At 68.2% G+C, this 13,981-nt stretch carries 16 protein-coding genes; 5 read left to right on the top strand and 11 right to left on the bottom strand.

Features of this window, described 5'->3' with window-relative positions:
* The first annotated feature begins 29 nt into the window (after positions 1–29).
* The gene (locus tag SK571_RS07085) at positions 30–824 is read left to right on the top strand and encodes a lysozyme (protein WP_319983221.1); all 795 of its coding nucleotides are present in this window, start codon (positions 30–32) and stop codon (positions 822–824) included.
* Between the two features lie 60 nt (positions 825–884).
* On the opposite strand, the gene purL is transcribed toward SK571_RS07085, so the two are convergent.
* Genes purL through purS form a run of 3 tightly spaced genes read right to left on the bottom strand, consistent with a single transcriptional unit; the run spans position 885 to position 4,047 of the window.
* Entirely contained in the window at positions 885–3,143 is a 2,259-nt protein-coding gene (purL, locus tag SK571_RS07090) for a phosphoribosylformylglycinamidine synthase subunit PurL (RefSeq protein WP_319983222.1), read from the bottom strand.
* On the bottom strand, positions 3,140–3,811 hold the full coding sequence (gene purQ, locus SK571_RS07095; protein WP_319983223.1) for a phosphoribosylformylglycinamidine synthase subunit PurQ: 672 nt from the start codon (positions 3,809–3,811) through the stop codon (positions 3,140–3,142). The genes purL and purQ overlap by 4 nt, the downstream gene beginning before the upstream one ends.
* Positions 3,808–4,047 carry a phosphoribosylformylglycinamidine synthase subunit PurS gene (gene purS, locus SK571_RS07100; RefSeq protein ID WP_030477798.1) on the bottom strand — a complete coding sequence of 80 codons (240 nt, stop codon included), beginning with the start codon at positions 4,045–4,047 and terminating at the stop codon, positions 3,808–3,810. The genes purQ and purS overlap by 4 nt, the downstream gene beginning before the upstream one ends.
* A gap of 627 nt (positions 4,048–4,674) precedes the next feature.
* On the opposite strand from purS, the gene SK571_RS07105 reads away from it, so the two are divergent.
* Both SK571_RS07105 and SK571_RS07110 read left to right on the top strand, forming a co-directional pair.
* The gene (locus SK571_RS07105) at positions 4,675–4,860 is read left to right on the top strand and encodes a hypothetical protein (protein WP_319983224.1); all 186 of its coding nucleotides are present in this window, start codon (positions 4,675–4,677) and stop codon (positions 4,858–4,860) included.
* Between the two features lie 104 nt (positions 4,861–4,964).
* Positions 4,965–5,945: an NAD-dependent epimerase/dehydratase family protein gene (locus SK571_RS07110; protein WP_319983225.1), complete on the top strand. Its 981-nt coding sequence runs from the start codon at positions 4,965–4,967 to the stop codon at positions 5,943–5,945.
* On the opposite strand, the gene SK571_RS07115 is transcribed toward SK571_RS07110, so the two are convergent.
* Positions 5,929–6,855 (bottom strand): trypsin-like serine peptidase, encoded by a 927-nt coding sequence (locus SK571_RS07115; RefSeq protein ID WP_319983226.1) that lies wholly within the window; start codon positions 6,853–6,855, stop codon positions 5,929–5,931. The two genes, SK571_RS07110 and SK571_RS07115, sit on opposite strands and share 17 nt — an antisense overlap.
* 264 nt (positions 6,856–7,119) lie before the next feature.
* On the opposite strand from SK571_RS07115, the gene SK571_RS07120 reads away from it, so the two are divergent.
* Positions 7,120–7,743, top strand: coding sequence for an MBL fold metallo-hydrolase (locus tag SK571_RS07120; protein WP_319983227.1), 624 nt, complete (start codon positions 7,120–7,122; stop codon positions 7,741–7,743).
* Here SK571_RS07120 and SK571_RS07125 read toward each other — a convergent pair.
* Positions 7,706–8,356 carry a DUF2334 domain-containing protein gene (locus SK571_RS07125; RefSeq protein WP_319983228.1) on the bottom strand — a complete coding sequence of 217 codons (651 nt, stop codon included), beginning with the start codon at positions 8,354–8,356 and terminating at the stop codon, positions 7,706–7,708. The two genes, SK571_RS07120 and SK571_RS07125, sit on opposite strands and share 38 nt — an antisense overlap.
* 50 nt (positions 8,357–8,406) lie before the next feature.
* Positions 8,407–9,282, bottom strand: coding sequence for a phosphoribosylaminoimidazolesuccinocarboxamide synthase (locus tag SK571_RS07130; protein ID WP_319983229.1), 876 nt, complete (start codon positions 9,280–9,282; stop codon positions 8,407–8,409).
* Between the two features lie 88 nt (positions 9,283–9,370).
* On the opposite strand from SK571_RS07130, the gene SK571_RS07135 reads away from it, so the two are divergent.
* Entirely contained in the window at positions 9,371–9,808 is a 438-nt protein-coding gene (locus SK571_RS07135) for a hypothetical protein (RefSeq protein WP_319983230.1), read from the top strand.
* Here the strand turns inward: SK571_RS07135 and SK571_RS07140 are convergent.
* The 5 genes from SK571_RS07140 to SK571_RS07160 are packed head-to-tail and all read right to left on the bottom strand — an operon-like array spanning position 9,805 to position 13,967.
* Positions 9,805–10,593 carry an MOSC domain-containing protein gene (locus SK571_RS07140; protein ID WP_319983231.1) on the bottom strand — a complete coding sequence of 263 codons (789 nt, stop codon included), beginning with the start codon at positions 10,591–10,593 and terminating at the stop codon, positions 9,805–9,807. The genes SK571_RS07135 and SK571_RS07140 overlap by 4 nt on opposite strands.
* 2 nt (positions 10,594–10,595) lie before the next feature.
* A complete protein-coding gene (purB, locus tag SK571_RS07145) occupies positions 10,596–12,014 on the bottom strand; it encodes an adenylosuccinate lyase (RefSeq protein ID WP_319983232.1) in 1,419 nt (472 codons plus the stop codon).
* Positions 12,015–12,039: 25 nt separating this feature from the next.
* Positions 12,040–12,798, bottom strand: coding sequence for a hypothetical protein (locus tag SK571_RS07150; RefSeq protein ID WP_319983233.1), 759 nt, complete (start codon positions 12,796–12,798; stop codon positions 12,040–12,042).
* Positions 12,795–13,328, bottom strand: coding sequence for a SigE family RNA polymerase sigma factor (locus tag SK571_RS07155; RefSeq protein WP_266035830.1), 534 nt, complete (start codon positions 13,326–13,328; stop codon positions 12,795–12,797). Before SK571_RS07155 ends, SK571_RS07150 begins: the two co-directional genes overlap by 4 nt.
* A 57-nt stretch (positions 13,329–13,385) precedes the next feature.
* Positions 13,386–13,967 carry a TetR/AcrR family transcriptional regulator gene (locus SK571_RS07160; protein WP_319983234.1) on the bottom strand — a complete coding sequence of 194 codons (582 nt, stop codon included), beginning with the start codon at positions 13,965–13,967 and terminating at the stop codon, positions 13,386–13,388.
* Positions 13,968–13,981 lie beyond the last annotated feature (14 nt).

Below are 13,981 nucleotides of genomic sequence, written 5' to 3' on the forward strand. Positions count from 1 at the left end.
TTGCGACAAATGGTCGCACGATCTAGTCCATGCGGACCTTGATCAGCATCGTGGCGATCGTCGCCGGCATGACGCCGGCACCCGCGTCCGCGGCGCCCTTGCCCGAGGGCTCCGCGGACCACACGGCGGGTTCCCAGATCCTCAAACACGAAGGCACGGGTGACCTTCGTTCGGCCTCGGAGTCCCCGCCCACCGAGGGCAAGGTGCCCGGCATGGACGTGAGCAGCCACCAGGGCGACGTCGACTGGAAGTCCTCTTGGGACAAAGGTGCCCGGTTCGCCTACGTCAAGGCGACCGAGGGCACCCACTACCTGAACCCGAAGTTCACCCAGCAGTACAACGGTTCGCTGAACATCGGCATGATCCGCGGCGCGTACCACTTCGCGCTGCCGGACCGCGCCAACGGCGTGCAGCAGGCGAACTTCTTCGTCGACAACGGCGGCGGGTGGTCACCCGACGGCAAGACGCTGCCGCCCGCGCTCGACATGGAGTACAACCCGTACGGCGAGACTTGCTACAACATGAACCAGGCCGCGATGACGGCGTGGGTCAAGCAGTTCAGCGACACGGTCTACGCGCGCACCAAGCGTTATCCGGTGATCTACACGTCCACGAACTGGTGGAACAAGTGCGTCGGCGGCTCGGTGAAGTTCGGCGACGACAACCCGCTGTGGATCGCGCACTACAACTCGAAGCTCGGCCCGTTGCCGGTCGGGTTCGACTTCCACACGATCTGGCAGTGGCAGGCGGCCGGGCTCTTCCCCGGTGACCAGAACCTGTTCAACGGCAGGTTCGAGCAGCTGCAGCGCATCGCGTCGAGCTGACTAACGGCGTCTGCAAGTACCACCAACTCTGAGTTGGTAATACTTGCAGACGCCTTTCAGCTAGTCGAACAGCGCCGGGAGGGTGCCCTCCCAGGCTTCGCGAAGCTCGTCCAGCGGGAGTTCGCCGAGGCCCTGGACCTCCAGGGCGTTCGACTCCGGGTCCACGACGCCGATCTTGCGCCACGGCAGCCGGCGCGCGGTGCACATGTCGGTGAACCGCTGCTCCTCGGTGCGCGGCACGGCGACCAGCACGCGGCCGGCGGACTCGCTGAACAACGCGGTGAACAGGTCACCCTCGGGGAAGACCCGCGCGCCCACCTCACCGATCAGGCACGTCTCGACCAGCGCCTGCGCCAGGCCGCCCTCGGAGAGGTCGTGCGCGGCGGAGACCATGCCGTCGCGCGAGCCCGCGACGAGGATCTCGCCGAGCAGCTTCTCGCGCTTCAGGTCCGCCTTCGGCGGCAGTCCGCCCAGGTGGCCGTGGACGTGGTGCGCCCACTCCGACCCGCCGAACTCGTCGTGCGTCTCGCCGAGCAGCAGCAGCGTCTCGCCGGCCTCGGCCCCGATCCCCGTGGGGATGCGGCGGCGCACGTCGTCGATGACGCCCAGCACGCCCACGACCGGCGTCGGCAGGATCGCCGTGGAGCCGGTCTGGTTGTAGAAGCTGACGTTGCCGCCGGTCACCGGGATGCCCAGCTCGGCGCAGCCGTCCGCGAGGCCCTTCACGGCCTGCTCGAACTGCCACATGACCGCCGGGTCCTCCGGCGAGCCGAAGTTGAGGCAGTTGGTGACGGCGACCGGGGTGGCACCCGTGGCCGCGACGTTGCGGTAGGCCTCGGCCAGCGCCAGCTTCGCGCCCTCGTACGGGTCGAGCAACGTGTAGCGGCCGTTGCAGTCCGTGGAGAGCGCCACGCCGCGGCCCGTCTCCTCGTCGATCCGGATCATGCCGCCGTCGCTCGGCTGCGCGAGGACCGTGCCGCCGCGGACGTAGCGGTCGTACTGCTGCGTGACCCACTTCTTGGAGGCCAGGTTGGGGCTGGCCGCCATGGTCTTGATCAACGCGAGCAGCTCGTCCCTGCCCGGCCGCGGAAGGCTGTCCGGCGTGTTCGCCTGCAGTTCGTCCTGGTCGGCGGGCCGCTGGATCGGCCGGTGGTAGACCGGGCCCTCGTGCGCGACCGTGCGCGGAGGCACGTCGACGACGACCTCGTCGTGGTAGGTGATGACCAGGCGGTCGCCTTCCGTCACCTCACCGATCTCGGTGGCGATGACGTCCCACTTCGCGCAGACCTCCATGAACGCCTCGACGTTGGCCGGCTCGACCACCGCGCACATGCGTTCCTGGGACTCGCTGGAGAGGATCTCGGCCGGCGTCATGCCGGTGGCCCGCAACGGCACCCGGTCGAGCCGGACGTGCATGCCGCCGTCGCCCGCGGACGCCAGCTCGGACGTCGCGCAGGACAGGCCCGCACCGCCGAGGTCCTGGATGCCGGCGACGATGCCCTTCTCGAAGAGCTCGAGCGAGCACTCGATCAGCACCTTCTCGGTGAACGGGTCGCCGACCTGCACACTCGGCAGCTTCTTGCGCTTGCCGGCCGTGTCGTCGAACGTCTCGCTCGCCAGCACGCTCACGCCGCCGATGCCGTCGAGGCCGGTGCGCGCGCCGTAGAGGATGACCTTGTTGCCGGTGCCGCTCGCGTGCGCGAGATGCAGGTCCTCGACGCGCATCGCACCCACGCACAGGGCGTTGACCAGCGGGTTGCCCTGGTAGGACTCGTCGAACACGACCTCTCCGCCGATGTTCGGCAGGCCGAGGCAGTTCCCGTAGCCACCGACACCCGCGACGATGCCGGGCAGGACGCGCTTCGTGTCCTCGGCGTCGGGCCTGCCGAACCGCAACGGGTCCATGACCGCGAGCGGCCGCGCGCCCATCGCGAGGATGTCGCGCACGATGCCGCCGACTCCCGTCGCGGCGCCCTGGTAGGGCTCGACGTACGAGGGGTGGTTGTGGCTCTCGACCTTGAACGTGACGGCCCAGCCGTCACCGACGTCGACGACGCCGGCGTTCTCGCCGATGCCCGCGAGCATCTTGCTGCGCATCTCGTCGGTCGTGGTGTCACCGAAGTACTTCAGGTGCACCTTGGACGACTTGTAGGAGCAGTGCTCGCTCCACATGACCGAGTACATCGCCAGCTCGGCGTCGGTCGGCCTGCGCTTCAGGATCTCCTTGATGCGCGCGTACTCGTCGTCCTTGAGGCCCAGCTCTTTGTAGGGCTGCTCCTGGTCGGGCGTCGCCTCGGCGTTCTTGACGGTGTCGATCATGCCTTCACCACCGTGTCGAGCAGGGACAGGAACATGCCCAGTCCGTCGTCCGTGGGGCCGGTGAGCGCGTCGATGGCGTGCTCGGGGTGCGGCATCAGCCCGACGACGTTGCCCCTGGCGTTGGTGATGCCCGCGATGTTGTTGCGGCTGCCGTTGGGGTTGTCGCCGACGTACCGGAAGACGACCCTGCCGTTGTCCTCGAGTTCTTTGAGCGTGGCCTCGTCGGCCTGGTAGCCGCCCTCGCCCGACTTCAACGGCACGAGGATCTCGGCGTCCTTGTCGTAGCGGGTGGTCCAGGCCGTGGTGTTGTTCTCGACCGCGAGCCACTGGTCGCGGCACACGAAGTGCAGCTTGTGGTTGCGGGTGAGCGCGCCGGGCAGCAGATGGGCCTCGGCGAGGATCTGGAAACCGTTGCAGATGCCGAGAACTGGCATCCCCTTGTTCGCGGCCTCGATCACTTCCTGCATGACGGGCGCGAACCGCGCGATGGCACCGCACCGCAGGTAGTCGCCGTACGAGAACCCACCGGGCACGATGACCGCGTCAACGCCCTTGAGGTCGTGATCCCCGTGCCACAACGGCACAGCCTCGCCGTCGGCGTACCGGACGGCCCGCTGCGTGTCGACGTCGTCGAGAGTGCCGGGGAAGGTGATGACACCGACCCTCATGCCTCGACCCTGCGCACGGTCCAGTCCTCGATCACGGGGTTCGCGAGGAAGGTCTCGGCGATCTTGGCGAGCGTGGCGTCGTCGACGTCGTCGGCGACCTCCAGCTCGAAGTGCTTGCCCTGACGGACGGCGGTGACGCCGTCGAAACCGAGACGGGGCAGCGCATTCGCCACCGCCTGGCCTTGGGGGTCGAGAATTTCGGGCTTCGGCATGACGTCGACGACGACTCGGGCCACGACAGACTGCTCCCGGGATTGAGGGGCTGGCGGTACCTCGAGAGCCTATCTGACCTGTGCGTTCATCCTCCCGGCACGTGTTCGGGGGCACATCGTCGGCGGTCCACCTTCGGGTGAACGAGCTTGCCTCGGCGGGACCGTTTGGTAATCTGGTGTCAGCTTCGGCCCGTAAGCCGGAGAAGTGAGCACGGTGCCCGTCCGGACGGTCGGCCGCCGTGCTTCGCGCTTTCTAGGGCAACCTCGTGTCGATGACGTTGCCCATCAGCGGTTGAACCCGGCGCAGCCAATCGCCTCCAGCGCCGTAGCACCACGCAACGATGTCAGGGATCCACAACAACGGATCGTTTTCGCTGGGTAGGTGCTCGTAGACCAAGCCGGTGCCACGTGCGTACTTGCCGAGGCGAGTTCTGATCGTCAAGAGGTCGTGTTCGTCACGAGCCTCGCGACTGTCGAGCACAAGGCGCCCGGCTCCTACATCGAGCAAGTCTCCGGTCAGCCTCGCAACGCAAACCTGCCTCGCACGCTCCTCGCCCTTCCGGCAGCAGGCAAGGTACAGATCGACCTGAACTGACGTGCGGACCAGGGCCGACAAGATCTGTTTGCGCCGGGCAGGGTCTCCTTCTTGAAGTGGAGCTCACGCTGGTTCGGCATGCGCAAGCTCATGAGCAACTTGCGAAGCTTGCTCAGCTCGCGCGGGAGAACCACGGCAGCCGCCAGCAGGTACGTGTTGTTTCGCCGCGACTCGTCGACGAAGGCGTGCACACTCACGAAACGTTCATCGGTCAGCGGCGGCCAGCAGTTCACCACCTCTAACTGATCGGGTCCGAACGATCAAGTATTGGACCTATTCCAACAAGCTATTTCGCCCAAAGCGAGACCACTGGCAGCCGAGCCCGATCGGACGGATGCTGGAGATCATGAAGATCCTCGTGCTCGGCGGAACCGTGTTCCTCAGCAAGGCCGTCACGGCGGAGGCGGTCCGCCGCGGCCACGACGTGGTCTGCGCTGCCCGCGGTGCCTCCGGCGGGGTGCCGGAGGGAGCCACGCTCGTTCCGGTCGACAGGAACAGGCCCGGTGCGTTCGACGCGCTGGCCGGGGAGCAGTTCGACGCGGTGATCGACGTGTCGAAGTACTCGGTGAACTGGGTGCGGGACGCGCTGGAGGCGTTCGGCACGACCACGCCGCACTGGACGTTCGTGTCCAGCATCTCCGTCTACGCCGACCACTCGACGGGCAGCGACGAGCTGTTGCCGCCGTTGGAGGACGACCCGGCCGAGGAGTTCACGGCCGAGCGGTACGGCAGCGTCAAGGTGGCCAGTGAGAACGCCGTCCGGGAGGCCGTGGCGAGCCGCGAGTTCATCGTCAGGGCCGGGCTCATCACCGGGCCGGACGACCCCAGCGACAGGTTCGGGTACTGGCCCGCGCGGATGGCGCAGGGCGGACGCGTGGTCGTGCCGGACAGCCCTGACCTGGGGTTCCAGCACATCGACGCGCGGGACCTGGCGCAGTGGATCGTGTTCGCGGCCGAGGAGCGGGTGACGGGCACGTACGACTCGACCGGGCCGGTCATGCCGTTCCAGATGGCCATCGGCGAGATCGCCGGCGCGACCGCTCAGCCGGGAACGCAGCTCGTACCGGTGCCGGAGAGCGTGCTCAAGGAGCTCGGCATCAACCCGTGGGCCGGGCCGCGGTCGCTGCCGCTGTGGCTGCCGCAGGAGTGGGCCAAGATGGTCGGCCGCGACGTCAGCAACGCGCTGGCCAACGGGCTGCGGGTCAGGCCGCTGGCCGAGACCGCGCTCGACTCGCTGGAGTACGAGCGCGGCCTCGGGCTGGACCGGCCCCGCAAGGCGGGACTCACTCAGCAGGAGGAGCAGGAAATCCTCACAGCAGTGAGTTGATCTGCGCGGCGACGAGGTCGATGCGCACGCCCTGGTTCGGGCAGCCGCCGAAGTGGTGGAGCCCGATCACCTTGTGCGTGCGCCTCGACAGCACGGGTGAGCCGGACGAGCCGCCTTCGGTGTCGCACATGTAGCTGATGTCGGACTGCGACGAGCTGCCGTTCACCCGTACCGCGCGCACGACGCAGTAGCCGCCGCCGTTGTTGTTGTCGCGCAACGACAACTTCTTCAGCTTCCCGGCCGGGTGGCCGACGATGTACATCTCCTCACCCACGGCCGGAACGCGCGCGTCCAGTTCGAGGTAACCGAACGAGCTGATAGCCGCGAAGTTGTTCACGGTGAAGAGGGTGTAGTCCAGCGCCGCGCTGTACTTCAGGACCTGGGCCGCCAGCACCTTCGTGACGGTGGCCGAAGTGGTTCCGCCGCAGGTCGGGCACTGGTAGTTGAACCACACCTCGATGCCACTGGTGCTGGTGAAGCAGTGTTCGTTGGTCAGCATGCGGTTGTTGGGGCCGACCCGCCACGCCGTGCACAGCGAACTGCCGTTGCGCAGCAGCTTCGCCACGGACGCGGTCTTGCCCCACTCGGTCGGGTTGCTGGACTGGTAGCAGACCGCGTCCTTGTAGTCGTTCGTGCCGCAGATGCTCTGCACGGACGGCTGCGAGGACATCTCGGCCTCGGTGTAGCCACGCGTGAGCTTGTCGATCCGGACGCGGGACAGCGGGTTCGTCACCGAGACCACGGCCCGGTCGCCCGTGATCGACATGGCCCAGAAGCCCGACGCGTCGAGCGTGGCGGTCAGCGAGGCCTTCAGGTCTCTCGTGTACGTGTACTTCTCGGTGCCGTCAGGGCTCGACACCGTGAGCACGTCACCGGGCAGGATCCGCAGGTCCGTGAAATGCAGCTTCACGTAACCCGACCCCGGTCGTTCGATCACCGTCGAACGATTCGCGCCACCCACGCGGACTGAGACCGATTCCTCAGTTCCGATTTCCTGAGTCTGCGGCGAAGCAGCCTGAGCAGGTGTAGAGGTGGTGGTAGCAGGGACGATGGACGTCATCGGCAGGGCAAGAGCCAGTGCCGTGAGGAGTTGCAGGGTTTTCCTCATGCCTTTTGATACTTCCGACGTCACCTGACCGTGTCAGCCCGCCGAACGTCGGTAATGGAGGAATCTGTGCAACTTGTCCATTTCGGTCATGCCTGCGTGCTGCTGGACTCGGGGTCGACGCGGATCCTGATCGATCCCGGCACGTTCTCCGCCGGCTTCGAGGGCCTGGAGGACCTGGACGCGGTGCTGATCACGCACCAGCACTTCGACCACGTCGACCTGGAGAAGCTGCCCGCGCTGCTCAAAGCCAACCCGCGGGCGCAGCTCATCGTCGACGAGGGCACGGCGCCCACCGTCGAGAACGCGACCGTCGCCAGGCCGGGTGACACCTTCAAGATCAGCGACACGACCGTCCGGGTCGTCGGCGGGCAGCACGCGATGATCCACGAGGACATCCCGATCGTGCCGAACGCCGCCTACGTGGTCGGCGACGGAGCGTTCTACCACCCCGGCGACTCGCTGTTCGTGCCGGACGAGGACGTCGACGTGCTCGGCCTGCCCGCGGGCGCGCCGTGGATGCGCACCGGCGAGGCGGTCGACTTCATGCGCGCCGTGAAGCCGCGTGTCGCCGTGCCGATCCACGAGAAGACGCTCGCGAGCCCGCAGATGGCCCACCGGCTCTTCGAGATGCTCAAGCCGGAGGGCACCGAGGTCAGGCCGCTGACGCCAGGCGAGGAGACGGCAGTCTGACGTAGGTGGTCGGCGCGGCGTCGTGGGCGAGTGCGATGTCCACGGCGTCGAGCACGGCCTGCCGCGCACCCGGACGGTGCAGGTCACGGGCGTCGACGGTGATCCGGGTCAGCCCGCCGCGGCGCGCGGACCTGGCCGCCGCGTAGACCAGCGCCAGCGACCGCAGCTCGCCGAAGCTGGTGCGTTCGGTCAGCGCGTGCAGGCGGCCCAGGGTCGCGAGCCCGCTGCCGACCTCGCGGACGGCGTGCGCGTCGGCGCAGCGGTTGAACTTGTGCTTGGCCAGCGCGATCAACGTGCCGGGCGACGCCACGCAACGCCGTGGCGCGAACGTGTCGGCGCTGAGCCCGATGGCGTCCATCTGCAGACGCGCGCCCATCAACAACAACCCGGCTTCGTAGGCCGGTAGCCGCCGTTGACCGAGACCGTGCAGCACGACGGCATCGCCGAGCGAGGTGCGGTGCCGCACCCATTCCTGCGCCTTGCCGAGCTCGCGTGGTGCTACGAGCAGCGACAACGGCACCTGCCGCGGATCAAGGGCGGCGGCGAGATCAGCGCATCGGTCGAGTGTCTGCGGACCGATGCCGGACAGGGAGACCACGAGCTGTGAGTGCACGGTATGAGTGCGCCACGCCGTGGTGACATCCGCGTGAAAGCGGAGCTAACTCACGCAAGCCAGTCAGCGAAGGACCGGCCAGTGAGCCGCTCGTACGCCTCGACGTAGCGCTGACGGGTCGCCTCGACGACGTCGGAGGGCAGCGGAGGCGGCGGAACGTCGCTCTTGCGGTCCCAGCCGGACGCGGAGGACGTCAGCCAGTCGCGCACGAACTGCTTGTCGAACGACGGCTGCACGCGGCCGGGCTCGTAGCCCTCGGCCGGCCAGTAGCGCGACGAGTCCGGCGTGAACACCTCGTCGGCGAGGATCAGCTCGCCCGAGGCGTCCAGCCCGAACTCGAACTTCGTGTCCGCCAGGATCAGGCCACGCGTCAACGCGTACGCGCGCGCCTCGCTGTACAGCTCGATCGTGCGGTCGCGCAGCTTCGACGCCAGCTCGACACCGTGCTTCTCGGCGATGACGTCGAACGACACGTTCTCGTCGTGCGCACCGATCTCGGCCTTGGACGCGGGCGTGAAGATCGGCGGCTCCAGCTCGGACGCCTCGACCAGCCCGGCCGGCAGCTCGATCCCGCACACCGCACCGGTCGCGGTGTAGTCGGCCATGCCGGAGCCCGTCAGGTACCCGCGCGCCACGCACTCGACGTCGACCATCTGCAGCTTGCGCACCAGCAACGCGCGGCCGCGGACCTCGGCGGGGATGCGCGGGTCGTCGTACGCGACCAGGTGGTTCGGGGTGAGCCGCTCGAACCAGAAGACGCTCATCGCGGTGAGCACGCGCCCCTTGTCGGGGATCTCCGAGCTCAGGATGTGGTCGTACGCCGAGATGCGGTCCGACGCGACGAACAGCAGCAGCTCGTCGTCCACGTCGTACAGATCGCGAACCTTGCCGCGGGCGACGTGCTGGTAGTCAGCGAGCGTAGGCACGCTGGTCAGCCTACGGGGCCTTGTCCTGAAACCGACGTACACCCCGCCACCTCTACAGATCAAGGGCAAAGAAGCTTAAGGTGCACCCGTGCTCCCTAGAAAGGCCCTGTGGATCCCGGCTTTGGCAAGCTTGGGACTGCTCATCGTGCTGGGCGTGGCCGGGTGGAGCTTCGACTCCAGTCCCATCTCATCCCCCTCGTCGGGCGGCTCGCTGAACACGAGCACGACCCAGTCGGTGAGCATCGTGCCGACCCCCGACGTCGCCGACATCACGGTGAAGGGCTCCTCCTCCGAGGCGACGACCACCACCACGACGAAGACCACGCAGCCGAAGCCGCCACCGGCCCAGCAGCCCCCGCCCGCGCAGCAGCCGACGACCACCGAGCCCCCGCAGCAGGGGCTCCTGGTCAACGAAGGCGCGCGATGCGATCCCGAAGGCGCCAACGGCATCGGTCTGATCGGCGAGAAACTGGTGTGCCGCAAGGATCCCCAGCGCGGTGACAGGCTGCGCTGGCAGAAGGCCTAGGCGCGCCACTCCAGCACGTCGATCTTGTCGCCGACGCTGACCGTGCCGGTGCGCACGACCTGTGCCTTCATGCCGAACGTGACGCCGCCGTCGGGGTCACGGCGGTAGGTCGCCAGCGAACGAATCGGCTCCGGACCGTTCTTCAGCCCGGTCTCCTGGTCGACCATCGGCACCGCGCAACGCACGCAGTCCTTGGCGTAGGCCAGTTCCACGTCACCGATCGCCGCGCGCCGCACCCGGTCCTCGGTGTGCGGCTCCGGCCAGCCGGACACGACGACGTTGGGGCGGAAGCGGTTCATCGGCACCGGCTCCCCGCCGCGTTCCAGGATGCGCTCGTTCAACCCGTCCAATGAGGACAGCGAGAGCACCAGCAACGCGTTGCCGTCGGCATATCCGACGACTCCGGTGGTCTCGCCCGTCGTCTCGCGGTGGATGTCCGGCGGTGTCCGCACGAGCCGCACGGACCTGCCGAGCACGTCGGAGAAGTACGCGGCGGCCTCGTCACCCTGGTCGATCCCGGTGCCGTGCCAGACGTGCACGACCACGGGAACCCGCGGCCCGTCGACGACGACCGGGAACGATTCACCACCGATCGACAGCACCGAGTCCACGAGGGACGGACGCAGCGCGGCCATCTCCGGAACCTTGCGCTGCGACAGGAACACTCCGTCGTCGTCGACCAGCATCATCATCCGGTCGTCGCGCAACCCCGTCGGCTCCACGGCCGAGGCTGCGACGGAGTACCCGCCGCAGCCCTTGACCGGGTAGACGACCAGGTCGGACACGATCACAGGATCGGCTCCGGCTCGTAGACCGGGTACTTGTCGACGACCGCGGCGACCTGCTCCACGACGGACGCGACCTGCGCCGACGCCACGCCGGTGAACGACAGGCGGTCGGCCAGCAGCGCGTCCAGGGCGGCGCGGTCGAGCGGCAGCCGGGAGTCCGCCGCGAGCCGGTCCAGCAGGTCGTTCTGCGCCAGGCCCTGCTCGCGCATCGCCAGCGCGACGGCCACCGCGTTCTCCTTGATGGCCTCGTGCGCGGTCTCGCGGCCGACACCCGCGCGCACGGCCGCCATCAGCACCTTCGTGGTGCCGAGGAACGGCAGGTAGCGGTCCAGTTCACGGGCGACGACGGCCGGGTAGGCGCCGAACTCGTCGAGTACCGTCAGGAACGTCTCCAGCAGCCCGTCGAACGCGAAGAACGCGTCCGGCAGCGCGACCCGGCGGACCACCGAGCACGACACGTCGCCCTCGTTCCACTGGTCGCCCGCGAGCTCGCCGACCATCGACAGGTAGCCGCGCAGGATCACCGCGAAGCCGTTCACGCGCTCGCACGAGCGGGTGTTCATCTTGTGCGGCATGGCGCTGGACCCGACCTGACCGGGCTTGAAGCCTTCGGTGACCAGCTCGTGGCCCGCCATGAGCCGGATCGTCTTCGCCACCGACGACGGCGCCGCGGCGAGCTGCACGAGCGTCGAGACGACGTCGAAGTCGAGCGAGCGCGGGTAGACCTGGCCGACGCTCGTGAGCACGCGCTCGAAGCCGAGGTGGCCCGCGACCGTCTGCTCCAGCTCCTGCAGCTTCTCGGGCGTGCCGAGCAGGTCGAGCATGTCCTGGGCCGTGCCGACCGGGCCCTTGATGCCGCGCAACGGGTAGCGCGCGATCAGCTCGTCGAGCCTGCTGTACGCCACCAGCAGCTCGTCGGCACCGGTCGCGAAGCGCTTGCCCAGCGTCGTGGCCTGCGCGGCCACGTTGTGCGAACGGCCGGCCATGACGAGGTCGGAGTGCTCGGCCGCGAGGCGCGCGAGCCGGCCGAGGACGGCGGCGACCTTGGACCGGATCAGCTCCAGCGAGCGCAGCACCTGCAGCTGCTCGACGTTCTCGGTCAGGTCGCGCGAGGTCATTCCCTTGTGGACCTGCTCGTGGCCCGCAAGCGCGTTGAACTCCTCGATGCGCGCCTTCACGTCGTGGCGGGTGACCCGCTCGCGCGCCGCGATCGACTCCAGGTCGACCTGCTCCAGCACGCGCTCGTAGTCCGCGACCGCGGTGGCCGGCACGTCGATGCCCGCGGCGGCCTGTGCCCGCAGGACCGCGAGCCACAGCTGGCGCTCCAGCACGATCTTGTGCTCGGCCGACCAGAGCGTCGCGAGCGACGTGGAGGCGTACCGACCTGCGAGGACGTTGGCGATGCGGGGCTTCGTCACGCCCTCAGATTAGTGCACACGGGACTCACTCCCAGTTGATGCCGGGCTCCGTGACCAGCTCTGTGAGCACTCCCACGCGCACCGGGACGGTCTCGCGCTGCCCGTTGCCGTTCGAGGGGTTGTACGCGTAGGCGGTGATCTCCACGACGAGCCCGCTCTCGAACTCGCGCACGACACCGGCCTGCTGGACCTGGGGGGAGCCGTAGAGCTGCTCGACCGAGTGGACGACCGACCCGTCCTCCCGCTTGACCTCCTGGCACGTCGTCGCCTCGCCGCAGAAGGCGTTCTTGGAGAACGTCTTCTTGGAGACCCTCACCTGCAACGCGGTCGGTCCGATGCCGTCGGTCAGGTACAGGAAGCCCGCGTAGTCCGTCTCGTCCTGCTTCCACTCCGGCGCCTTCGTCTGGGACGCCGCGTACGTCGGGTTCCGGCCGGGGGTGAACGACGCGTAGAGCTCCTTGAAGTTCGTCATCCGGACCCCGAGCGACTCCACGAGCTTGTCGCCGATGCGCTGGGCCTTCTTCTCCGCCGACTCGGTGGACGGCGGCGACGAGCTCGTCTGGGTCTCGGCGCCGAGCTGGGTGTCCCGGTCGCGCGGCAGCAGGCCGGGCAGCGACAACGACGCCACGGCGATCATCGCCGTAGCCACGCCCACAGCGACCAGCGCTCGTCGGCGACTTTTTTTCTGCTCTACCCGCCTGATCAGGGTGTCGGGGTCGAAGTCGAGCGGCGGCTCGTCCCAGACGGCCAGCAGCATTCCCTCGCGGATCTCCTGCTCACTCACGACGCGACCCTCCCCGAACTGCTGTCGAGCTTCTCCACGATGGTGCGCAGCGTCGCGAGACCACGCGCCGTCTGGCTCTTGACCGTTCCCTCGGTGCACCCCATGGCCACTGCCACTTCGGCTACCGACAGGTCTTCGAAATAACGCAGCACGAGCACCGCCCGTTGACGCGGCGGCACCTGCAGCAACGCGGTGTGCACCAGCTCACGTGCCCACAGCTTGGCGCTGGTCGTGTCCGGATCCACGGTGGCGTCGGCGGCGTCGGGCAGTTCCCCGTCACGCTGCTCGGCTCTGCGCCACGGCCTGCGCTTCTCGTCCAGCCAGGTGCGCAACAGCACCTTGCGGGCATAGGCGATCAGGTTGTCCAGGTCCTTGATGCGCTTCCACGCCAGGTACATCTTCATGAGGCTCGACTGCATCAGGTCTTCCGCTGTGTGCCAGTCGCCACAGAAGAGGTACGCAGTACGTCGCAAAGACGCGGCATTGGCTGCCGCGAACTCGCGAAAGCCCTGTTCGTCGGCCTTGCGCATGCGTACCCCTCTCGCGTCCTCAACCAGGGGAACGCATCGGAGGAACGCGGGGTTGCATCACGCGTGACGCGAAAGAGCCGAACGGAGCATCCTGGCCGCCACGCCCCGCGGATCCGACTTGAGCTCGATGAACGAGTTGACCACCGAACCGTCGACCAGCGCGATCAGCTCCTCGACCCGGTCGCTGTCGATGTCACGGCCCGAGCGGGCGAAGACGTCGGCGATCAGCTCGCGCAGCTCGGTCGACAGCGTGCGCATCAACGGCCTCAGGTACGGGCGGCGGCCGGTCGCGACGAGGCGTTCGTAGCGCAGCAGCACGGCCTCGATGTCGGTGGCGTCCTCGCCGACGAGCAGGTCGAGCATGAACTCGACGAGCACGTCGTCGGTCATCTTCTCCGGCATCGAGGAGAGCCGTTGCCGGAAGCTCGCGAGCTCGCTGCGGCCGTGGAGCTCGACGGCCGCGGTGATCAGCTCGTCCAGCGAGTCGAAGTAGTACGTGGTCGACGCGAGCGGCAGACCTGCGCGTTCGGCGACCGCGCGGTGCCTGACCGCGTCGAACCCGCCCTCCGCGAACAGGCCGGACGCGGCCTCCACGAGCGCCTGCCGCCTGCGCTCACCCTTGGGAGTTGCTGCCGTCATAGTCGAGCCAGAGT

Origin of the sequence: Lentzea kristufekii (assembly GCF_033949925.1) — a bacterium.
GTDB lineage: Bacteria > Actinomycetota > Actinomycetes > Mycobacteriales > Pseudonocardiaceae > Lentzea > Lentzea kristufekii.